The sequence below is a fragment of the Sphingomonas sp. genome (assembly GCF_017304635.1).
Classification (GTDB): domain Bacteria; phylum Pseudomonadota; class Alphaproteobacteria; order Sphingomonadales; family Sphingomonadaceae; genus Sphingomonas.
In genome coordinates this window covers 36,208-55,178 of record NZ_JAFKMA010000002.1, presented here as the reverse complement: position 1 = coordinate 55,178, position 18,971 = coordinate 36,208, and the positions used below count along the sequence as shown (strand labels likewise).

The 18,971-nt window shown below is 69.0% G+C and carries 22 protein-coding genes; 3 read left to right on the top strand and 19 right to left on the bottom strand.

All coding sequences use genetic code 11. The features are described from left to right. Positions 1 to 4: 4 nt before the first annotated feature. The 15 genes from fliR to J0I47_RS07250 form a co-directional block, all read right to left on the bottom strand. Positions 5 to 778 carry a flagellar biosynthetic protein FliR gene (gene fliR / locus J0I47_RS07320; protein WP_294046011.1) on the bottom strand — a complete coding sequence of 258 codons (774 nt, stop codon included), beginning with the start codon at positions 776 to 778 and terminating at the stop codon, positions 5 to 7. Positions 779 to 917: 139 nt separating this feature from the next. Beyond that, positions 918 to 1,187: a flagellar biosynthesis protein FliQ gene (gene fliQ / locus J0I47_RS07315; protein ID WP_294046009.1), complete on the bottom strand. Its 270-nt coding sequence runs from the start codon at positions 1,185 to 1,187 to the stop codon at positions 918 to 920. Between the two features lie 128 nt (positions 1,188 to 1,315). Continuing rightward, the gene (fliP, locus tag J0I47_RS07310) at positions 1,316 to 2,200 is read right to left on the bottom strand and encodes a flagellar type III secretion system pore protein FliP (protein WP_294046687.1); all 885 of its coding nucleotides are present in this window, start codon (positions 2,198 to 2,200) and stop codon (positions 1,316 to 1,318) included. Positions 2,201 to 2,235: 35 nt separating this feature from the next. Continuing rightward, positions 2,236 to 2,499 (bottom strand): flagellar biosynthetic protein FliO, encoded by a 264-nt coding sequence (locus tag J0I47_RS07305; RefSeq protein ID WP_294046007.1) that lies wholly within the window; start codon positions 2,497 to 2,499, stop codon positions 2,236 to 2,238. Next, the gene (fliN, locus tag J0I47_RS07300) at positions 2,499 to 2,789 is read right to left on the bottom strand and encodes a flagellar motor switch protein FliN (protein WP_294046006.1); all 291 of its coding nucleotides are present in this window, start codon (positions 2,787 to 2,789) and stop codon (positions 2,499 to 2,501) included. The genes J0I47_RS07305 and fliN overlap by 1 nt, the downstream gene beginning before the upstream one ends. After that, complete coding sequence (locus J0I47_RS07295) at positions 2,786 to 3,718, bottom strand: flagellar motor switch protein FliM (RefSeq protein ID WP_294046004.1); 933 nt, start codon at positions 3,716 to 3,718, stop codon at positions 2,786 to 2,788. Before J0I47_RS07295 ends, fliN begins: the two co-directional genes overlap by 4 nt. A 24-nt stretch (positions 3,719 to 3,742) precedes the next feature. After that, entirely contained in the window at positions 3,743 to 4,336 is a 594-nt protein-coding gene (locus J0I47_RS07290) for a flagellar basal body-associated FliL family protein (protein WP_294046003.1), read from the bottom strand. A 12-nt stretch (positions 4,337 to 4,348) separates the two neighbouring features. Then, on the bottom strand, positions 4,349 to 5,731 hold the full coding sequence (locus J0I47_RS07285; RefSeq protein ID WP_294046002.1) for a flagellar hook-length control protein FliK: 1,383 nt from the start codon (positions 5,729 to 5,731) through the stop codon (positions 4,349 to 4,351). A gap of 80 nt (positions 5,732 to 5,811) precedes the next feature. Beyond that, on the bottom strand, positions 5,812 to 6,231 hold the full coding sequence (locus tag J0I47_RS07280) for a hypothetical protein (RefSeq protein WP_294046000.1): 420 nt from the start codon (positions 6,229 to 6,231) through the stop codon (positions 5,812 to 5,814). 101 nt (positions 6,232 to 6,332) lie between these two features. Beyond that, positions 6,333 to 7,664, bottom strand: a complete 1,332-nt coding sequence (locus J0I47_RS07275) for a FliI/YscN family ATPase (RefSeq protein WP_294045998.1) — start codon at positions 7,662 to 7,664, stop codon at positions 6,333 to 6,335. Continuing rightward, on the bottom strand, positions 7,664 to 8,383 hold the full coding sequence (locus J0I47_RS07270; protein ID WP_294045997.1) for a flagellar biosynthesis protein FliH: 720 nt from the start codon (positions 8,381 to 8,383) through the stop codon (positions 7,664 to 7,666). The genes J0I47_RS07275 and J0I47_RS07270 overlap by 1 nt, the downstream gene beginning before the upstream one ends. Beyond that, entirely contained in the window at positions 8,376 to 9,383 is a 1,008-nt protein-coding gene (fliG, locus tag J0I47_RS07265) for a flagellar motor switch protein FliG (protein WP_294045996.1), read from the bottom strand. The genes J0I47_RS07270 and fliG overlap by 8 nt, the downstream gene beginning before the upstream one ends. Continuing rightward, positions 9,383 to 11,038: a flagellar basal-body MS-ring/collar protein FliF gene (fliF, locus tag J0I47_RS07260; protein WP_294045994.1), complete on the bottom strand. Its 1,656-nt coding sequence runs from the start codon at positions 11,036 to 11,038 to the stop codon at positions 9,383 to 9,385. The genes fliG and fliF overlap by 1 nt, the downstream gene beginning before the upstream one ends. Positions 11,039 to 11,065: 27 nt before the next feature. After that, positions 11,066 to 11,437: a flagellar hook-basal body complex protein FliE gene (gene fliE / locus J0I47_RS07255; RefSeq protein WP_294045993.1), complete on the bottom strand. Its 372-nt coding sequence runs from the start codon at positions 11,435 to 11,437 to the stop codon at positions 11,066 to 11,068. Continuing rightward, a complete protein-coding gene (locus J0I47_RS07250; RefSeq protein WP_294045991.1) occupies positions 11,434 to 12,711 on the bottom strand; it encodes a sigma 54-interacting transcriptional regulator in 1,278 nt (425 codons plus the stop codon). Before J0I47_RS07250 ends, fliE begins: the two co-directional genes overlap by 4 nt. A 290-nt stretch (positions 12,712 to 13,001) precedes the next feature. Between J0I47_RS07250 and J0I47_RS07245 the strand changes: the two genes are divergently transcribed. Next, positions 13,002 to 13,826, top strand: a complete 825-nt coding sequence (locus tag J0I47_RS07245) for a flagellin (protein ID WP_294045989.1) — start codon at positions 13,002 to 13,004, stop codon at positions 13,824 to 13,826. Between the two features lie 148 nt (positions 13,827 to 13,974). Here the strand turns inward: J0I47_RS07245 and J0I47_RS07240 are convergent, their stop codons facing one another. Both J0I47_RS07240 and J0I47_RS07235 read right to left on the bottom strand, forming a co-directional pair. Next, positions 13,975 to 14,595 carry a PEPxxWA-CTERM sorting domain-containing protein gene (locus J0I47_RS07240; RefSeq protein ID WP_294045987.1) on the bottom strand — a complete coding sequence of 207 codons (621 nt, stop codon included), beginning with the start codon at positions 14,593 to 14,595 and terminating at the stop codon, positions 13,975 to 13,977. Between the two features lie 145 nt (positions 14,596 to 14,740). Next, the gene (locus tag J0I47_RS07235; protein WP_294045986.1) at positions 14,741 to 15,400 is read right to left on the bottom strand and encodes a winged helix-turn-helix domain-containing protein; all 660 of its coding nucleotides are present in this window, start codon (positions 15,398 to 15,400) and stop codon (positions 14,741 to 14,743) included. A 71-nt stretch (positions 15,401 to 15,471) separates the two neighbouring features. On the opposite strand from J0I47_RS07235, the gene J0I47_RS07230 reads away from it, so the two are divergent. Both J0I47_RS07230 and J0I47_RS07225 read left to right on the top strand, forming a co-directional pair. Beyond that, a complete protein-coding gene (locus tag J0I47_RS07230) occupies positions 15,472 to 15,777 on the top strand; it encodes an NIPSNAP family protein (protein WP_294045984.1) in 306 nt (101 codons plus the stop codon). After that, positions 15,774 to 16,121 carry an antibiotic biosynthesis monooxygenase gene (locus tag J0I47_RS07225; protein ID WP_294045983.1) on the top strand — a complete coding sequence of 116 codons (348 nt, stop codon included), beginning with the start codon at positions 15,774 to 15,776 and terminating at the stop codon, positions 16,119 to 16,121. The genes J0I47_RS07230 and J0I47_RS07225 overlap by 4 nt, the downstream gene beginning before the upstream one ends. A gap of 33 nt (positions 16,122 to 16,154) precedes the next feature. Here the strand turns inward: J0I47_RS07225 and J0I47_RS07220 are convergent, their stop codons facing one another. Both J0I47_RS07220 and flhA read right to left on the bottom strand, forming a co-directional pair. Next, positions 16,155 to 16,898 (bottom strand): sigma-70 family RNA polymerase sigma factor, encoded by a 744-nt coding sequence (locus J0I47_RS07220; protein WP_294045981.1) that lies wholly within the window; start codon positions 16,896 to 16,898, stop codon positions 16,155 to 16,157. Continuing rightward, positions 16,895 to 18,967 carry a flagellar biosynthesis protein FlhA gene (gene flhA, locus J0I47_RS07215; RefSeq protein WP_294045980.1) on the bottom strand — a complete coding sequence of 691 codons (2,073 nt, stop codon included), beginning with the start codon at positions 18,965 to 18,967 and terminating at the stop codon, positions 16,895 to 16,897. The genes J0I47_RS07220 and flhA overlap by 4 nt, the downstream gene beginning before the upstream one ends. Between the last annotated feature and the right edge of the window lie 4 nt (positions 18,968 to 18,971).

Below are 18,971 nucleotides of genomic sequence, written 5' to 3'. Positions count from 1 at the left end.
GCGTCTATCCGAAGACCAGGCGTTGCGCGGCGTCGAGACCCTGCTGGACGATGACGAGCATATAGTCGCCCATCGCCGGCATCGCGAGCGCGAGCGCGACGGTGCCGACCGCCAGGCTGGCGGGCAGGCCGATCGCGAACAAGTTCAGGCTGGGCGCGGCGCGCGAGATCATGCCGACGATCAGGTTGAGGCACAGCAGCAGGAACCCGACCGGCAGCGCGAGCAGCAGTCCGGCGGCGAAGGTGTAGCCGCCGAAGAACGCGATGTCCTTGAGCCGATCCGCCGCGAGCCACGTCCCGGCGGGCGGCAGCACGGTGTAGCTGCGCACCAGCATCTCGACGAGCACCAGGTGTCCGTTCACCGACAGGAACAGCAACGTCATCAGCACCGACAGGAACTGGCCGAGCGCCGGGCTGGAGCGGCCGTTGAGCGGGTCGATCGCCGACGCGAAGCCGATCCCCATCGACGTGCCGATCACTTCGCTGGCGACCGCGGGGGCGGCGAACGCGATCTGGAGGATGAAACCGATCGCGAGGCCGATCAGCGCTTCGGCGGCGACGCTCAGGATCGTCGTGAGCCCGAACACCGCGCTCGGCGGCGTCACCGGGTGGACCGCGAGCACCAGCACGCCGATCCCCCCCGACAGCGCGATCCGCACCGGCAGCGGCACCGACACCGCGCCGAACACCGGCGCCGCGACAAACGCCGCCCCGATCCGCACCATCACGAACAGGAGCGCCCAGAGCTGCGGCTCGACGGCGAGGCCGAAGCCTAACACTGTCCCTCTCCCATCGGGAGAGAGAAGGAGCGCCAAAGGCGCGGGAGAGTGAGGGTGATCGGGTGATGGTCACCCTCACCCTTCCCACGCGCTGACGCGCGCGGGCCCCTTCCCTCTCCCGTCGGGAGAGGGAAACTGGTCACTTCACCAGATCCGGAATGCGGCCGAAGATGTCGATCATGAAATCGCTCAGCAGGCCCATCATCATCCCGCCGAAGATCACCAGCGCGATGCCGACGACCACCAGCTTGGGGACGAAGGTCAGCGTCTGCTCGTTGATCGACGTCGCCGCCTGGATCATGCCGAGGATCAGCCCGGCGAGCAGCGCGGGGATCAGCACCGGCGCGGCGGCGAGCGCCAGCACCCACAATGTCTGGTCGGCGATCCCGAGGAAATAATCGGCATCCATCGCTCAGTTGATCCGATAGTCGGGACGGGGAGACGGCGGCGCGGTCAGCCACCAGGTCGGAAGCGTCGGCCGCAACGGGCGGACGGGCGCGCGAAACGGGTTCGGCGCGAGCGGCGGCGCGGCGGGCGTCATGTCGCGAAACTCCCCGCCAGGCTGCCCATCATCATCGCCCAGCCGTCGACCAGCACGAACAGCAGCAGCTTGAACGGCATCGAGATGATCGTCGGCGACATCATCATCATGCCCAGACTCATCAGCACGGTCGCGACCACCAGGTCGATGACGATGAACGGCAGGAAGATCAGGAAGCCGATCTGGAACGCGGTCTTCAGCTCGCTGGTGATGAACGCTGGCAACAGCACCGAATAGGGGACGTCGGCCGGCTTCGCATACGGGCCCGACTTCGCCATCTGCGCGAACATCGTCAGGTCCTTCACCCGCGTCTGCTTGGTCATGAAGTCGTGGAGCGGCGCGCCCGCGCGGCTGATGAGCTCGGTGCCCTGGATCTGGCCCGCGGCGTAGGGCTGGATCGCCTGCGTATTGATCTGGTTGATCGTCGGCGCCATCACGAACAGCGACAGGAACAGCGACAGCCCGATCAGCACCTGGTTCGGCGGCGTCTGTTGCAGGCCCAGCGCCTGGCGCAGCAGCGACAGCACGATAATGATCCGCGTGAAGCTGGTCATCATGAGCAGCAGACCCGGCAGGATCGTCAGCAGGCCCATGATGATGAGCACTTGCAGGCTTAGCGACAGCGGCGCCTTCGCGGCCCCGTTGGTGGCGGCGGCAGCGCCCGGCCCGCCGAGTTGCCCCAGCGCGCGATCGACCGCATCGCCGACGCCGGGCCCCGACGGCACGGCTGGCGCCTGGACGGCGGGCTTCGCCGGCGCGGCCGGTGCGGCCTGCGCGAAGGCCGGCGCGGCGACCGCAAACAACGCGACAATCGCCAGCACTGCCAGGATAAGTTTGGCGAACCGCGACACCTTCGCGGCCTTTGTCGGCGCGCGGAACAGCGACGGGCCGGCCGTATCCAGACGACGGACGTGGATCACCGGAAACTGTCCTCGGCGCGATCTACCAGCGTCACCCCGCCCTTGCCGACCGACACGAGCAGCTTGCGCCCCTCGAACTCGATCACGGCGAGGCGCAGGCCCGGCGACAGCATCATCGTTTCCTGCACCTTGATGGCGCGGGTCGCCTGCTGCTTGGTCATGCGACCCTCGAGCCGGCGCCAGAGATAGAGGCAGCCGATCATCAGCCCGCAGACGAGCGGGAGCAGGACGACCAGCTTCAGGATATACGACCAGAGCATCAGCCGCGCTTTTCCGGGCTCACCAGTTCGGTCAGGCGCACGCCGAAGCGCTCGCCCACCGTGACGACTTCACCGCGGCCGATCAGCGTGCCGTTGACGAAAACGTCGAGCAGTTCGTTGGCCGCACGGTCGAGCTCGATCACCGAGCTTTCGCCGAGCGCGAGCAGTTCGCGCAGCGTCAATCGGGTCTGGCCGATCTCCACCGTCAGCTTGACGTCGACGTCCTGCAGCAACCGGAAATTGGCCGCCATGCCGGCATCGACCGGGAAATTCCCCGACATGTCGCTCATGCGAGATCCTCTGCGTTGAATGAAAGCGTGTTGAGTTTGATCGCGGCGCGACCGTTCGAGGTGCCGACGGTGCCGAGACCGAGCTGGCCCTTGGCGACCATGACCGGCACATCGGCGGCGACGGTGATCGGGATCACGTCGCCTTCCTTCAACTCCATCAGCTTGGCGAGGCTGATGACCGGCTCGGCCAGGACCGAGCGGACCGGGAAGGTCACGGTCATCATCGCGCGCGTCAGGCCGTTGCGCCATGCCGGGTCGGGTGCGGCGCCGAGCACCTTGCCGGTCAGGCTGGGCGCGTAGGGCTTGAGCGATTGCACCGGATAGACGATGTCGATGAAGGCCGGCTTTTGATTGCCCTTGGCGATGCCGAAGCGCGTGACGACCATCGGGTCCTCACCGTCGATGCTCGGCACCGTCGCCGCATTGGCATCGACGCGGCCGGGCGCGAAATGGATGTGCGCGACCGGCTCCCACGCCGCGGTCAGCGGACCGGTCAGCATCATGCTCAGCCGCCCGAGCATCGCTTCGCCGGCGGGTGAAAACTCGGCCGGCATGTCGTGCGGCGCGGCTCCCGTGCCGCCGAAGAACAGGTCGAGCAGCTCGAGCGTGAACTTGCCGTCGATCACGACCAGCGCCTGCCCGCTCCCCGGCGTCATCGCCAGCGGAACCCAGGCGGTCAGCCCGTCGGACCGCTCGCTGCGATAATCGACGAAGCGCTGGACGCTGAGCGGTTCGGCCCAGGTCCGCACCTCGTGCCGCAACAACGGCTCGAACACGCCGCGCAAGCTCCGCGCGAGCCGCGCCGACAGATGCTGCAACGTATGAAGATCGCCGAACGGATTGAGGTTGACGCCACCCAGCGCCGCCGCGTGACGCGCGGTCGCCCGCGGCCGTTCGCGACGGTCGGTGTCCGCGTCCTCGGGGGACATGGTATGCGAGGCGTTAACCATGCCTCACTGAACAACGAAATTGGTAAAGTAAACGTTACTGATCCCCCCGAAACCTTCCTTTTGCTTCAACGTCGCGTTGATCGCGGCGGTCAGCCGGGCGGCCAGTTTCTGCTTGCCGTCGCTGGTGAAGACCTCGTCCTCGGTCGCATCGCCGAGCGCCAGCAGCACCGCGGAGCGCACCGCGATCTCGTTGGTCTTGACGTTCTCGATCACCGAATCGTCGTACGGGGTCGACACCGCGATCCCGACCTGGACGTAGTGGACGCTGTCGCGCAGGTTCGAGGTGAAATCCTTGTCGAGCGCGTAATAGTTGGAGGCGTATTTGTCGCCGCCCGAACCCGACGGTGGTTTGGTACCGCCCTTCGCCGCGCCCTCGCCGCCCTTGCCGTCGCCCTCGCCGCCGCGCTTCTGCTCGTCCTTCGGGACGAGCTTGGGGCCCTCGACCTCGGCCGCCCCGGCCTTCTTGCCGCCGAACAGGCCGAGCGCGAACGCCGCGCCCCCGCCACCGGCCGCGAGCACCAGCACCAGCAGCATCACGATCATCTTGCCCTTGCCCTTCTTCTTGGGCGCGGCCTCCGCGGTCTTGTCGTCACTCATCTATCGTCCCCTTCAAGCGATGCGGCCGTCGGTGACGGCGTCGGTGTCGTCGCCGCGCGACGGCGTGGCGAGGTGATTGGTGGTCGGCTGGCGGCGCTCGACCTCGGGCCGCGCGCGCTGGTCGCCCTGGCCCGATCCGGTCAGGTCGACGCTGGTCCCGCTCAGCCGGATGCCGCGCGCCTCGGCGGCCTGCGCGAGTTGCGGCGCGGCGTCGGCGAGCATCGTGCGCGTCGCCGGCTGCTCGGCGGCGAAGCGGACGCTGATCGCGCCGTCGTCATGCGTCTTGAGCGCGACGTCGACGCGGCCCAGCGCCTCGGGCTTGAGCCGGATCGAGGTGTCGGTGGCGTTCGCATTGTCGCGCAGCGTCTCGATATGCTCGATCATCTTCTGCGGCCAATCGCGCTGGCCCATGTCGAGCTGTTGGCGCTGGGCATCGCCGGTCGGCGCGACGGCAAGCGAGGCCGGGGTCTGGAGCTGGGCGAGCGGATCGACGGTGCCTCCCGTGGTCGGGCGATCGTCATGATCGCTCGCATTGCGTTCGCCGATGCCGGCCAGCGCGAACAGCGCCGGCTGGATGGCGGCCGTCGCTCCTGCGGGATGCGGCGTTGCCGGTATCTGGACCGGTGGACGAAGCGACGGCGATGGCGGTTGGTTGGGACGGATCGACATCGCTGGTGCGGCCGCTTGCAGACCAGCGACCGATGTGCTGTCGGTGGCCGGGATCGTCGCCGATACATCGGCCGTGATGATCGGCGCCGGAGCGGTCGGGGTGGTGGGCGGGACGAGCGGGCTCGGCGGGCTCGTCTGCGTCATCGCGAGCGGCACGGTCGGAGCCGGGTCGGTACCGGTCGACGTCGGAACGGCTTTGGCCACGGCGGCGGCCAGCGCGGTCAGCAAGAATCTGGCATTGACCGGCGCGCCAGTGGGCACCGGCGTCGCCACCAGGATCGCCGGCGGCGCGTCGGCCGCGTCCAGGAGGGGCAATGCGACAGGCGAAGCGGTCTGCGGCGAGGCCACGGGGACCGGTGGGCCCGATCCCTCGGTCGTCGCGTGGTCGTCCGTCGGCGGCCCGCTCATCGGCAGACCGGGCGCGGCCGTCAGCGCGGTGATGTCGACGACCAACCGCGACGCGGCGCCGCCGACCGCGCCGACCGTCACCGGCAGCGGGGCGGCCACGCCGGGCGCGGCGAACATCCAGGCGAGCGCGGGATCGGGTTGTTTGTCGTCGCCGTCCGGCAAGGGCTTGCCGGGATCGGCATCGCTTTGCCGCCCAGACGCGGCCGTCGCGCCCTTGGCCGGCGGCGGCGTTCCCTGCCCCGCCATCAGCTCGACGAACGCGGCGAGACTGGGTGTGCCGGGCGCGGCGCCCGGGGGCGCGGCGGTGCCCGTGGGCAAGGCGGTTGGACCGATGGAACTGGCAATGGCTGGCATCGAAACCCCTGTATCGGGGCTGTGCACTGCCCCGCTTCAGCGCTTCAGCAAGGATCGTGCCGAACCTTGCGCACCGCTGGCGCGGTTTCGAGTTCGCGGATCGCCTTGAGCGCCGCATCGGCGTCGGCGCGCGCCTTCAACTTCTCGATCGCGCTCTGGTCGCGGCGCGCCTCGCGCGTGGCTTCGGCGGCACGTTCGGCCGCCAGTTCGGCATCGCGCAGCCGCGCTGACGCCATTTCCGCCGATTGCTGGAGCCGCGCGCGGAAATGCGCCGCCGCGACGAGCAAGAAACCGCTGCCCTCGGCCGGCGCCGGTGCGACATTCTCGGCGAGCTTGGAAATGCGATGCGCGAGGTCGGCCTCGCTCGCATGCCGATCCGCCGCCCGTGCTTCGGCGGCTTGCACCATGCCGAGCTGCAACGTGCGGACGCGCAACAGGCGGTCGAGCTGTTTCTGTTTATGCATGGACGTTCAGCGGTACCGGCCCGCTCCCCCGCCCGACCGCCCAGACATCGTACCCTATGGGCGGTCGGGCGGGGGAGTGGGCCGGTACCGTAACCAGTAAACTACGCATCGCCGAACACGCCGATCAATTCGGCGACGGCGTCGTCCATCGACACCACGCTGTCGGCGTCCTGGCGGATATATTCCATGACGGCGGGGTGGCAGGCGATCGCGGCGTCGATCTCCGGATCGGCCCCGCCGCGATAGGCGCCCATCAGCACCAGGTCGCGATTCTCCTCATACGTCGCGAGGTGCCGACGCAGCACGCGCGCGGCGGCGACGTGGGACGCGGGCACGATGTCGGTCATCACGCGGCTGACCGAAGGGCCGAGATCGATCGCGGGGTACACGCCGCGTTCGGCCAGTTGCCGCGACAGGACGATATGCCCGTCGAGAATCGATCGCGCGCTGTCGACGACAGGGTCGTTGCCGTCGTCGCCATCGGCGAGCACGGTGTAGATCGCGGTGATCGACCCGCCTGACGTCACGTCGGTGCCGGCGCGCTCGATCAGGTTGGGCAGCATCGCGATGGCCGACGGCGGATAGCCGCGCGCCGAGGCCGGCTCGCCCAGCGCCAGCCCGATCTCGCGGCCGGCATGCGCGACGCGGGTCAGCGAATCCATGATGAGCAGGACCTTCTTGCCCTCCGCCCGGAACCCCTCGGCGATCGCGGTCGCGCGCAACGCGCCGCGGATGCGCAGGACCGGCGAATGGTTGGCGGGGACCGCGACCACGACCGAGCGCGCCCGCGCCTCACCGGCGACCTTGGTTTCCAGGAAGTCCGCGACTTCGCGGCTGCGTTCGCCGATCAGGCCGATGACGATCACATCGGCTTGCGCCGCGCGGACGATCATGCCGAGCAGCACCGACTTGCCGACGCCGGAGCCCGCCATGATCCCGACGCGCTGGCCCTGACCGATCGTCAGCAGGCCGTTGATCGCGCGCACGCCGACGTCCATCGGCTCGCGCACGCGGCCGCGATCGAGCGGGCCCTGCAACTTGCCGCCGAGCGGCCAATGCCTGGCGCCGCGGATCGGGCCGAGCCCGTCGATCGGCTTGCCCGCGCCGTCGACCACCCGGCCGAGCAGCGCGCTGCCGACCTCGGCCGCGCCGGGAGCGCCGATCGGGCGGACCGCCGATTGCGGGAGGAGTGCGGCGGGACCGCCCAGGTTCATGAGCAGCGTGCGGCCGTTGCGGAAGCCGATCACCTCGGCCTCGACCCGCGCGCCGTTGGCGGCACCGACCTGGCACACCGTGCCGACCGGCAGGTTGAGCCCGACCGCCTCCATCAGCAGTCCGTCGAACGAGGCGAGCCGGCCGGAAATCTTCGGGCTCGGCACGAAATCGGGCAGGCCGAGCGTGTCGAGATATTCCTCGGCGAAACGGTTCAGCATTACCCGGGCAATCCGGCGCGATCGATCGCCTGGGCGATCTGCTCCAGCCACAGATCGGGTCCGTCCTCGACGATCGTCGCCGCCGATTCGAGCACGAAATGCCCACGCGCGACATGCGGGTCGCCGGCCGCGAACACATTGGCGGGCAGGCAGCCATCGACCAGTGCCACATCGTCGGGATTGAGCCGCAACAGCGCCGACTCCGCATCGTCCCCGATCAGCTTCGCGGCATTCGCGACGCGGCGGTTGAGCAACTCCGCGTCGATCCCCTGTTCCCCGACCAGCCGCGTCACCAGCGTCATCACCGCCCCGCGTAACCGCCCGGCCAGCCGCTCGCGATCGATCCGGCTGTCGTCGGCGATCGCGGCGCGCAGTTCCTGGAGCAACGCCTGGTCGCGCTCGGCCAGCCGGCCGCCATTGGCGATCGCGGCGGCGAGCCCTTCCTCATATCCTTGCGCCCGCGCGGTCGTGACCGGATCGACGAAGCTCGTCGTCGGCTGGTCGCTATCGAACGGGTCCCAGCCGCCGGTCGGGTTCGCGTCCGGATCGGCGGGCGAGAAATGGCGCGGCTGCACCGGCTCGCCCGGGGGCGTCGGCGTGATCGATCGCGGCGCGAACGCCACGCCCTTCGTGGCATAGGCCTGACGCAAAGCGGCGCCGGCGGCATCGCGGCGGCCGGCGAACCCGGCGACGAACCCGGTCGGTGCGGGATCAGACATAATCGTCGTCGCCCGCGCCCATCATGATCGTGCCGTCCTTCGCCAGCGCGCGCGCCTGCTGGATGATGATCTTCTGCGCTTCGAGCACTTCGCTGAGCTTCATCGGCCCGCGCGCTTCCATCTCGTCGCGGATGCCGTCGGCGGCGCGCGCCGACATGCAACCCAGGAAGCGCGACCGGATGCTCTCGTCGACCCCCTTCAGCGCGCGCGTCAGCACGTCGCTGTCGATGTTGCGGATCAGCGTGCCGAGATTCTTGTCGTCCATGTCGAGCAGATTCTCGAACACGAACAACGCTTCCTCGATCGCCTTCGCGACGTCGCGGTCCATCTTGAACAGCTTGGGCATGACGCGCTGTTCGGTCGTCTTGCGCGCGCCCGACAGGATCTTCGCCGCCTCGCGCGTGCCGCCCAGCGTGACGCCGGCCGACTTGCCGGCGTGGCCCGTGCGATTGGCGAGCATCGTGCGCAGCGTCTCGACCGCCTCCGGCGTGATCGGCCCGAGCCGCGCGACGCGGTGGAGGATGTCCGGCTGGATCGTCTCCGGCAGCAGTTCGAGCACCTGACCCGCGATCGCGGGATCGAGGTTGGCGATCACCACCGCCGCGATCTGCGGATGCTCCTTCTCGATCATCGTCGCGATCTCGCCGGCTTCCATCCAGTCGAGCAGGTCGATCTGGCACGCAGCTTCGGGCGGGGTGATCCGCGCGAGCACGCTGTCGGCCTTTTCCTGGCCGAGCGCGCGGTTCATCACGTTCTCGATAATCGGCTTGGGGTCGAACCCGATCGAGTTGCGGTCGCGTGCGCGTCCGACGAAATCGTCGAGCACGTCGCCGACCTGGTCCTCGCCGACCTCGGCCACGGCGAACATCGCCTTGCCGAGCTGGCGCACCTCTTCGGGGTCGAGCTTCTGGAGGATGGCGGCCGCCTCCTCCTCGCCGACCAGCATCATCAGCACCGCGGCGCGTTCGACGCCGGTGTAGCTGCGCATCGGAGCGTTCATCAGCGTGCGTCCGCCTTTATCATGTCACGGACCGCCAGGGCGGCGCGTGCCGGGTTGTCCCGGGTGAAGCCCCGGACGTTGCCGAGCCGGTCGTCGAGATTGTTGCCGCTTTCGAGCGCGTCGAGCCTGACCGGTGCGGAGATGGCGCCGGCCGACCCCATCGGCGCACCGATGCCGAGCGCCGCCAGATCGCGACCGCCGCGTGCGGCCTCGTCGCGCTTCTTCAGCAGCACCTTCGACAGCGGACGGACGCCCAGGATCAGCACCAGCAGCGCGATGACCACCGCCGTCACGTTGCGCACCACCATCGAGAACCAGCTGCTTTCGTAGAATTTGGGGCCGGCGTCGGCGCTCGTGCCAGCCGCGAAACGCCGGCTGATGACGGTCACCTGATCGCCGCGCGTCGTGTCCGCACCGACCGCAGAGGTCACTAATTGCGTCAGCTGCTGGATCTCGGCCGGGGTGCGCGGCTTCGACCCGTCGACGTCGCGCAGCACCACCGCCACCGACAGCCGCTTGAGCCCGCCGGGCGCGTTGCGCGTCACCGACACTTCGCGACCGAGGTCGTAGGCGCGGGCATAGCTGTCCTGCGTCTTGGCAGTGTCGGGCACGGTCGGCGTCGCGGCCGGGGTCGGCGTGGCACCGGGAGCCGGGGTCGCACCGGGTGTCGGTTGCGCGTTGGGTTGCGTCACCGTGGTCGGTCCCGGCGGAATGTTCGACAGCGCACCGGGAATGCCGCCGGGCGCCCCGGTCGTGCCGTCCTTGCCGGTCCATGCGCCCTGTTCGGCGCGCAGGCTGCCCGATTTGTCGTAGCTTTCGCGCGTCGAGCTGACATCGTCGAGATTGACGTCGGCCGACACCTGCGCGGTGAAGTTGCCCGCGCCGACCAGCGGGGTCAGCAACGTGGTCAACTGGTCGCGATACTTCTGCTCGACCTGGGTCTGAAAGCGCACGCGCGCGTCGTTCGCGCTGCCGGCGCCGTCCGGCTTGGACAGCAAGGCGCCCGCCTGGTCGACGATCGTGACGTTCTCCGGCTTCATCCCCGGCACCGACGAGGCGACGAGGTTGACGATCGACCCGACCTGCGCGTCGGAGAGCGAGCGGCCGCCCTGCAGCTTCAGCACGACGCTGGCCGACGGCGCGGCATTGTCGCGGACGAACACGGTGTTTTCCGGCACGGCCAAGTGCACGCGCGCTTCGGCGACCGCGTCGATATCCTCGATCGAACGCGCCAGCTCGGTCTCGCGCGCTTGGCGCAGGCGTTCGCCCTCGACCGCGCGGCTGGTGCCCATCGGCATGTTGTCGAGGATCGCATAGCCGGCCGGCGCCGACTTCGGCAGGCCCTGTGCCGCCAGCAGCATCCGCGCCTTCGAATAATCGCCCTCGTTGACCGTCACGGCATCGGTCGCCTCGTCGAGCCGACCGGTGATCCCGCCCGTCTTCAACGCGTTGATGACCGCCGCCTTGTCGCTGTCGGGCAACCCCGAGAACAGCGTCTTCTGCGTCGGCGTCGACAGCATGAACCACGCCAGCGCGGCGCTGGCGATCAATCCCACCATCAGGATCATCGGCAGGCTGCGCTTGACCGCGGGCTGGCCCAGCAGGCCGCCCAGCTGCTTCACCGGGTTGGCGAAGCCTTCGCCCTCGATGGGCATCGGAGTGAGTTGTGTGGCCATGGTCGATTACACCGGCATGCTCATGATGTCCTTGTAGGCGGACAACAGTTTGTTCCTGACTTGCAGCGTCGCCTCGAAGCTGACCGACGCTTGTTGCCGCGCGAGCATCACCTTGGCGATGTCGATCGTCTCGCCGCGTTCGTACGACGCGGACAGGTCGTTGGCCTGGTTCTGGCTGGCGTTGACGTCGCGTAGCGCGCTCGACAGCGAGTCGGCGAAGCTCGCCGGCCCGCTCGCGGCCCCGGTCGATGCCGGCGCCGCCGCCGCGCCCGCGGCGTTGGCCCGGGCCAGCGCCTGGTTGCGTTCGAGGATCTGCGCACGCAACGCCATCACCCGATCGACGCTCATCGCGCCGGTCACTCCCCCAATGCCGCTCATGCCGACATCCTCGTGCTGCGGGTGATGTCCTCACCCTGTTCGCGCGCCCGCGCCAGGCGATAGCGGAGCGTGCGCTCCGAAATGCCGAGCCGCCGGGCGGTTTCGATCCGGCTGCCGCCGCATGCGGCCAGCGTCTCGCGGATCGCCTGGAATTCACTGAGCTGGACGACGTTTGCCAGCGTGTCGCCGTTCGCATTCACCGCGGTGCGCGCCGGGACGGCATCGGCCTGCGGCGCGGGACGGCGATCGAACACGATGTGACTCGCGGAGATCGTGTCGCCGGCGGCGAACAGCATCGCGCGCTGTATCACGTTCTCCAGCTCGCGGACATTGCCCGGCCAGTCGTGCGCCATCAGCACGTCGATCGCGCTCGCATCGGGCCACGGCACCGTGGCGCGCGTGCCGGCATGGCGCAGGATCATCGCCGCCGCGAGCGCGGGCACGTCGAGCGGACGTTCGGCCAACGGACGCGTCGTCAGCGGGAAAACCGACAGACGGTAATAGAGGTCGGCGCGAAAGCGGCCGGCGGCGACTTCCTCGGCCAGATCGCGATTGGCGCAGGCGACGATGCGGACGTCGACCGGCACCGCTTGCGTGGCGCCGATCGGGATCACCTCGCGCTCCTGCAACACACGGAGCAGCTTGGCCTGGAGGCTGAGCGGCATCTCGGCGATCTCGTCGAGCAGCAGGGTGCCGCCCTCGGCCGCGCGGAAGAAGCCCTCGCCCGACCCGCTGGCGCCGGTGAACGACCCCTTCTGGTGGCCGAACAGCATCGCCTCTAGCATGGTTTCGGGCAGCGCGGCGCAGTTGATCGCGATGAACGGCTTGTCGGCCCGCGGGGAGGCGCGGTGGATCGTGCGCGCCAGCACTTCCTTGCCGGTACCGGTCGGGCCGTTGACGAGCACAGTGATGTCGGCGCCCGCGACCCGCTCGGCCAGCGCGAACAGCGCCAGGCTTTCCGGATCGGCGGCGGTCGCGGCGTCGGGGCCGGCGACATGGGCATAGGCGAAGGCGTTGCCGATCGCGCTGTCGGCACCGCTGAAGGCGAGCCGGGCCGGCGCATGATCGCTGCCCCGCGTGAAGCCGCGACCCTCATCGGCCAGCACCAGCGTGCGCGCGGCGATCGGCGCGGTCTCGCCGTCCATCACGACGAACGTGTCGCTCGCGGTCGGGCGCGTGCCGTCCTCGGCAACGCCCAGGCCCTGCGCACGCAGCGACGAGACCAGCGCGTATTTCTGCCGGATGACGGAAGCCGACGGATGGATCGAACGCATGTATTCCCCCTTCACGGGGGCCTGAATGCGGCAAAGACGGTAAACGACCGGTTAAGCACGTTGCCGCTTCCGGCAAATTCTTACCGCCGTCGGGACGCCCCTACGCGTACGCGCGCGGGCCCGGATCATGGGAGCGGCGTCGGCAGGCGAGGCTTTGCCGCCCGGCCGAACGGATTTCGCGGGGCGTCAAAAAAATACTTAATCCTGCCGGCGGGCGGTCGTTCTCCCCTGTGACGGCTCGGTTCCCCGACGGGGGGCAGCGGGGACGTCGGACCAGATGGAGACGACCAATGACTGTAATCGGTACCAATGTCGGCGCCCTGCGCGCCGGTGCTGCGTCGGCCTCGGCGCAGGTGTCGCTGAACCAGGCGATGGAACGCCTGTCGACCGGCAAGCGCATCAACTCGGCCAAGGACGACGCGGCCGGCCTCGCCATCGCTTCGTCGATGGGCGCGCAAATCCGTTCGATGAACCAGGCGATCCGCAACGCCAATGACGGCATGTCGATGGCGCAGACCGCCGACGGCGCGCTGGGCGAAGTCGGCAATATGCTGCAGCGTATCCGCGAGCTGGCGACGCAGTCGGCTTCGGGCACCTATGCCACCGCCGACCGCACCAACATGAACGCGGAAGTCACCGCGCTGAAGACGCAGATCGGCAGCATCCTGTCGAACACCAAGTTCAACGGCGTCGGCCTGTTCGACGGCAGCGCCGGCACGTCGGGTTCGGTCACGATCCAGGCGGGCGCGTCGTCGAGCGACACCGTGTCGGTCTCGTTCGCGTCGATGACCACGACCACGCTGGGCATCGCCAGCACGGCGGTCGACAGTGCGACCAACGCCACCACGGCGCTGGGCACGATCGACACCGCGCTGACCACGCTGAACAGCTCGCGCGCCGCCTTCGGTGCCGCGCAGAACCAGCTCCAGTCGGTGGTGAACAACCTGACGACCAACGTGACCAACCTGAGCGACGCGCAGAGCCGCATCCAGGACGCCGACTTCTCGGCGGAATCGACCAACCTGGCGAAGGCACAGATCCTGGCCCAGGCGTCGACCGCGATGCTGGCACAGGCCAACCAGAGCGCCCAGACCGTTCTCAAGCTGCTCCAGTAATACTGGCGTAGCCGGAGGGTACGGCTCCGGCATCCTGCCCCCCTTCAAACGGGGTGCCGGGGCCGACAAAGGAAAACCCCGGTGGTCGCGAGACCGCCGGGGTTTTCTTGTCATCGCATCACCGGCCCGGCGACGGGCCGGCGAGGTCTCAGGCGAAGCGGACGCGCGTCGTCACCTTCGCGCGACGGCGCAGGGTATAGCCCATCGCGCCGAAGCCGAGCATCATCATCGCCCAGATCGCCGGCTCGGGCACGGCCGCGACCGTCGCATCGCCCAGGATCTGGAACCCGATGTTCAGGTTGCCGGCATCGTAGAAGCCCTGCCCCGAATGCCAGCCGGCATAGGCCGACAACGGGTTCGCAACGCCGATCGGCATCGCGCCGTTGCCGGTGCCCGCCGAGAACACGGCCCAATACGTCCCCGCGGCGACGTTCCACGCCTGGCCGGACACGCCGTACCAAGCAGGCTGCGACGTGTTCGACGGCGTGAAATTGGCCGAATAAAGCGATGCGTTCGGCAAGCCGTTGCTGTCGCTGTAGATTGAGGCGGTATAGCTCCCCGAGAAGGAGGTGATCCAGCCGAGCACGTCGGTGATCGTGGTTGCCGCACCGACCTGGAACTTGCCGCCCAGCCACTGACCGGAACTCACGACATAGCCGCCATTCACGTTCGGGCCGGCACCCGTGTTGACGATGGTGGAAGCCGAAGCCGGCGTCGCCAACGCGCCCATGGCAAAGCAAGCCGCGACAAGCGGTGCAGTCAGTTTCATGAAGATGTCCCCTGTAGACCCGCGGGATCGCGCGTCGCCGGCTACCTAAAATGGGTTAGTCTGGGTGTAAACGCCGACTTAAGGTTAAATCGCGTGTCGATTTGGAGCAGACCGACGCCCGCACGATCGCCGCGGCCCCCTTCATTCAACCGAGCTCGAACAAGCGATCGAACGCGCGAGCGCCGGTCGGCGAGAAAGCGATCACCCTGCCCGCCCCGCGCCGCGCCCACCCCTCGCCGAGCGCATGGTCCAGGATCGCCGCCCCCAGCGCGCCGCCGAGATGATGGCGCCGCTCGCTCCAGTCGAGGCACAGCCGGCAGAACGGCCGCCGCCCGTCCCCCTTGGCGAACCCTCGCGCGGCGAGCCAGGCGCGCCCGGCATCGGTCAGCATGCCCTCCGCCAACAGTCCGCCACGCTCCAGCCGCTGCGCCAGCGCGACGGCGCGTTCGCCGGCGAGATGATCGTAACACACCCGCGCCTCGCGCAGGGCCGGATCGCGCGGCCCGGTCCGCACCCGCGTCGCGCCGGTCCGCTGGGCCAGCTCCATCAGCGCCTCGATCGCCGCGGCGACATCGCCGCCCGACAGCCGCAGATACCGGTGGCGCCCCTGCTTCTCGGCGGCGAGCAATCCCGCCGCCTCCATCCGCGACAGGTGCCCGCTCGCGGTCGGCAGCGTCACGCCGGCGACGGTCGCGAGCTCGCTGACCGTCAGCGCGCGCCCGTCCATCAACGCGGTCAGTATGTTGGCGCGCGCCGGATCGCCGATCAGCGACGCGATCTCCGCGATGTTCGGTCCGTCCCGCATGGTTCGACGCTTACCAAAGCATCGCGGTCGCGAAAACGGCTAAACCGCGACAACACTTTGGAGAAGGCCGAATGATTACCTGCATCATCACCTACGACATCGAACCGTGGGGACGCGACGCCTTCGTCGATTATGCGCGGGCGTGGGGCGAGGCGATCCCGGCGGCCGGCGCCGACCTGATCGGCTATTTCGCGCCGCACGAAGGGTCGGCGACGACCGCCTACGGCATCTACGACATCGCGGACCTGGCCGCGTACGAAGCCTATCGCGCGCGGTTGAAGGCCGACCCGATCGCACGCCGCAACTTCGAATTCGCGCAGACGGAGCGCTTCATTCGGCGCGAAGACCGGCTGTTCGTGACGCGGGTCGATCGATGATCGCGGTCATCTTCGAGGTCGAGCCGGCCGCGGGGCGGCGCGACGCCTATCTCGACATCGCCGCCGCGTTGAAGGACGAGCTTGCCGCGATCGACGGGTTCGTCTCGGTCGAGCGGTTCGAGAGCCTGGCCACGCCGGGCAAGCTGCTGTCGCTGAGCTTCTTCCGCGACGAGGCGGCGGTGCGGGCGTGGCGCACCACGGCCGAGCATCGGCGCGCGCAGGCGGCGGGGCGACATGGCGTCTTCGCCGACTATCGGCTCCGCGTCGCGCACGTGTTGCGCGACTACGGCCTGCGCGACCGCGGCGAAGCGCCGCCGGACAGTCGCGTGGTGCACGACGGATGAGGCGCGCGATATTCGCCCGCCGCACCGTCCGCGTCAGATGCGGTTGGCGAGCGCTTTCTTCAGCCGCGCGTGCGCCGACGCCTTGATCTGGCAGACTCGCGCCGAGCCGACGCCGAGTACCAGCCCGATCTCCTCGAGGTTCAGTTCCTCGACATAATAAAGCTGCACCACCTGCGCCTCGCGCTCGGGCAGCCCCGCGATCGCTGCGACCAACGTGTCGCGCAGGTCGCTTTCCGCCAGCTGTTGGAACGCGTCGGGATCGTCCGACATGAACCACGCGCCCTCGTCGGTATAGACCTCGTCCAGGCTGTCGAAGCGGACGGCCTCCGCGCTCGCATAGTCGGCGCGCATCTTCTCGATGCTGACGCCCAGATGTGCGGCGATCGCCGCATCGCTGGGGGGCACGCGGCCGACGGTGAGCATCGCGACGGTCTCCTGATAGTGCTTGCGGCGGCGCATCGCCCCGCGGGTCAGCGTCGCCTGGCGACGCAACTGGTCGATCATCGCACCGCGCAGCCGCGTCGCGAGATATTGTTCGAAAGTGACTGCCCCACGATCCTCGAAGCCGTGGATCGCCTCGACCAGGGCGACGAGCCCGGTCTGGACGAGATCCTCGACCTCGCACGCCCCCGACACGCTGCCATGGACGTGCCAGGCGATACGGCGGACGAGCGGGGCGTGTTTGCGGACCAGCGCATCGACGTCGCGCGCCGGGGCGCGGCCATAGGTGAGCGGCTGGGCGTTGGCGAACGCGCCGGGCATCGGTTCCTCGCTCATGCTGCGAGCGCCGGCGGGGCGCCGATGACGGCGACGACTTCGACCGCCTTTTCCTCGGGCACTTCGAAGAACGACATGACCGGCGTGTCGGGCAGGCAGGTCTTGACGAGCTTGCGGATCGCGAGCCGGATCGAGGGCTGGACGACCAGCGCGAACGGCTTGGCATCGGCGACCAGCGGCTGCGCGGCGCTCTGCAACGCATCGACGATGCGACGGCCGAGATCGGGCTCGATCGTGTGGCGCCGCGACGGATCGCCACGGACGGCCTGGCCGAGCAAGCCTTCGAGTTGCCCTTCCAGCGTCATCACGCGCAGCGGCTCGTGCACGCCGCACAGTTTCTGGATGATGAGCCCGCCGAGATCGGGGCGGATCGCCTCGATGATTTCCTCGGCATCGACCGTGCGTTGCGCGGCGACCGCGATGGCCGAGGCGATGCGGCGGAACTCCTTGAGCGGAATGCCCTCGGCCAGAAGACCCTTCAGCACTTGCGTCAGCGTCGTCAGCGGCAGCGGCGAAGGCGTCAGCGCGGCGACCAGCTGCGGGCTCTTTTCCTTGAGGCCATCGAGCAGCGCCTGCACCTCGTCCGCGCCGAGCAGGTCGGCGGCGTTCGAGCCGAGCTGGTGGTTCAGGTGCGTCGCCATCACGGTGCCGGCGTCGACCACCAGATAGCCCTGCCCGGTCGCGGCATCGGCGTCGCCCGGCGCGATCCACGTCGCGGGCAGGCCGAAGGTCGGATCCTTGGTCGTCTTGCCGCGCAGCTCGCCGAAGCCCTGGCCGGTGTCGAGCGCCAGCATCTCGTCGGCCGACGCCTGATCCTCGCCGACGACCACGCCGCCGACCAGGATGCGATAGATGTAGGGCGCGAGGTTGATGTCGTCGCGCACCCGCACCTGCGGCACGACGAAGCCGAGTTCCTTCGACAACTGGCGGCGGACCCCGGTGATGCGGCCCATCAGCGGAGCGCCGCGACGCTCGTCGACCAGCGGCACCAGGCCGTAGCCGATGTCGAGGTTGATCTGCATGCCGTCGGACACTTCGTCCCAGCCGATCTTCGAGAGATCGGGCGCCGGCGCGGCGGGCGCGGGCGGCGGCGGACGCTTGGCGATCTGATTGAGCTTCCACGCGGTGAACCCGGCGATGCTCGCGGCCGACAGCAGCACGAGGTGCGGCATCCCCGGCAACACGCCGAGCAGGCCGAGGATGACCGCGACCGGCGTCCAGGTCCGCGCCGAGCCGAACTGGCTGCCGATCTGGCCGGCGAGGTCGTGGCTGGAGGTGACGCGCGTGACGATCGCGGCGGCGGCGATCGACAGCATCAGGCTGGGCAGCTGCGCGACCAGCGCGTCGCCGATCGCGAGCAGGATGTAGTTGTGCGCGGCATCGCCGAGCGACATGCCGTGGCTGACCGGCCCCAGGATCAGTCCGCCGATGATATTGGCGAACAGGATCAGCATCGCGGCGACGGCGTCGCCCTTCACGAACTTGGACGAACCGTCCATCGATCCGTAGAAATCGGCTTCGGTCGAGACTTCGACGCGGCGCGCCTTGGCTTCCTCGGGCGTGATGAGGCCGGCATTGAGATCGGCGTCGATCGCCATCTGCTTGCCGGGCAGCGCGTCGAGGGTGAAGCGCGCCGACACTTCGGACACGCGGCCCGCGCCCTTGGTCACGACGATCAGGTTGATGATGACCAGGATCGCGAAGACGAAGATGCCGACGACGTAATCGCCGCCGATCAGGAAGGTGCCGAATGCCTCGATGACGTGGCCCGCCGCACTCTCCCCCTCATGCCCGTGCACCAGCACGACGCGGGTCGAGGCGACGTTGAGGCCGAGCCGAAACAGGGTAGCGAACAATAGGACGGTCGGGAAGGCCGAGAAATCGAGCGGCTTCTGCGCGTTCAGCGCGACCATCAGCACCGCCAGGCTGATCGCGATGTTGCCGACGAAGAAGATGTCGAGCAGCGGCGCCGGGATCGGTACCACCATCACGCAGACCAGCAGCAGGATGGCGATCGGCAGCGCGGCGTTGCGAGCGCGTCCGCCGGAGAGGCGATTGAGGAAGTTCACGTAG

What these genes read in the sequence shown, in the direction of transcription:
- fliQ (WP_294046009.1), bottom strand. Translation starts at nt 1,187, where the DNA reads ATGGATGCCGATTATTTCCTCGGGATCGCCGACCAGACATTGTGGGTG.
- J0I47_RS07245 (WP_294045989.1), top strand. Translation starts at nt 13,002, where the DNA reads ATGACTGTAATCGGTACCAATGTCGGCGCCCTGCGCGCCGGTGCTGCG.
- J0I47_RS07230 (WP_294045984.1), top strand. Translation starts at nt 15,472, where the DNA reads ATGATTACCTGCATCATCACCTACGACATCGAACCGTGGGGACGCGAC.
- J0I47_RS07240 (WP_294045987.1), bottom strand. Translation starts at nt 14,595, where the DNA reads ATGAAACTGACTGCACCGCTTGTCGCGGCTTGCTTTGCCATGGGCGCG.
- J0I47_RS07220 (WP_294045981.1), bottom strand. Translation starts at nt 16,898, where the DNA reads ATGAGCGAGGAACCGATGCCCGGCGCGTTCGCCAACGCCCAGCCGCTC.
- J0I47_RS07305 (WP_294046007.1), bottom strand. Translation starts at nt 2,499, where the DNA reads ATGCTCTGGTCGTATATCCTGAAGCTGGTCGTCCTGCTCCCGCTCGTC.
- fliE (WP_294045993.1), bottom strand. Translation starts at nt 11,437, where the DNA reads ATGAGCGGCATTGGGGGAGTGACCGGCGCGATGAGCGTCGATCGGGTG.
- fliG (WP_294045996.1), bottom strand. Translation starts at nt 9,383, where the DNA reads ATGAACGCTCCGATGCGCAGCTACACCGGCGTCGAACGCGCCGCGGTG.
- J0I47_RS07295 (WP_294046004.1), bottom strand. Translation starts at nt 3,718, where the DNA reads ATGTCCCCCGAGGACGCGGACACCGACCGTCGCGAACGGCCGCGGGCG.
- fliN (WP_294046006.1), bottom strand. Translation starts at nt 2,789, where the DNA reads ATGAGCGACATGTCGGGGAATTTCCCGGTCGATGCCGGCATGGCGGCC.
- J0I47_RS07270 (WP_294045997.1), bottom strand. Translation starts at nt 8,383, where the DNA reads ATGTCTGATCCCGCACCGACCGGGTTCGTCGCCGGGTTCGCCGGCCGC.
- J0I47_RS07235 (WP_294045986.1), bottom strand. Translation starts at nt 15,400, where the DNA reads ATGCGGGACGGACCGAACATCGCGGAGATCGCGTCGCTGATCGGCGAT.
- fliF (WP_294045994.1), bottom strand. Translation starts at nt 11,038, where the DNA reads ATGCCCATCGAGGGCGAAGGCTTCGCCAACCCGGTGAAGCAGCTGGGC.
- J0I47_RS07290 (WP_294046003.1), bottom strand. Translation starts at nt 4,336, where the DNA reads ATGAGTGACGACAAGACCGCGGAGGCCGCGCCCAAGAAGAAGGGCAAG.
- J0I47_RS07275 (WP_294045998.1), bottom strand. Translation starts at nt 7,664, where the DNA reads ATGCTGAACCGTTTCGCCGAGGAATATCTCGACACGCTCGGCCTGCCC.
- J0I47_RS07280 (WP_294046000.1), bottom strand. Translation starts at nt 6,231, where the DNA reads ATGCATAAACAGAAACAGCTCGACCGCCTGTTGCGCGTCCGCACGTTG.
- J0I47_RS07225 (WP_294045983.1), top strand. Translation starts at nt 15,774, where the DNA reads ATGATCGCGGTCATCTTCGAGGTCGAGCCGGCCGCGGGGCGGCGCGAC.
- J0I47_RS07250 (WP_294045991.1), bottom strand. Translation starts at nt 12,711, where the DNA reads ATGCGTTCGATCCATCCGTCGGCTTCCGTCATCCGGCAGAAATACGCG.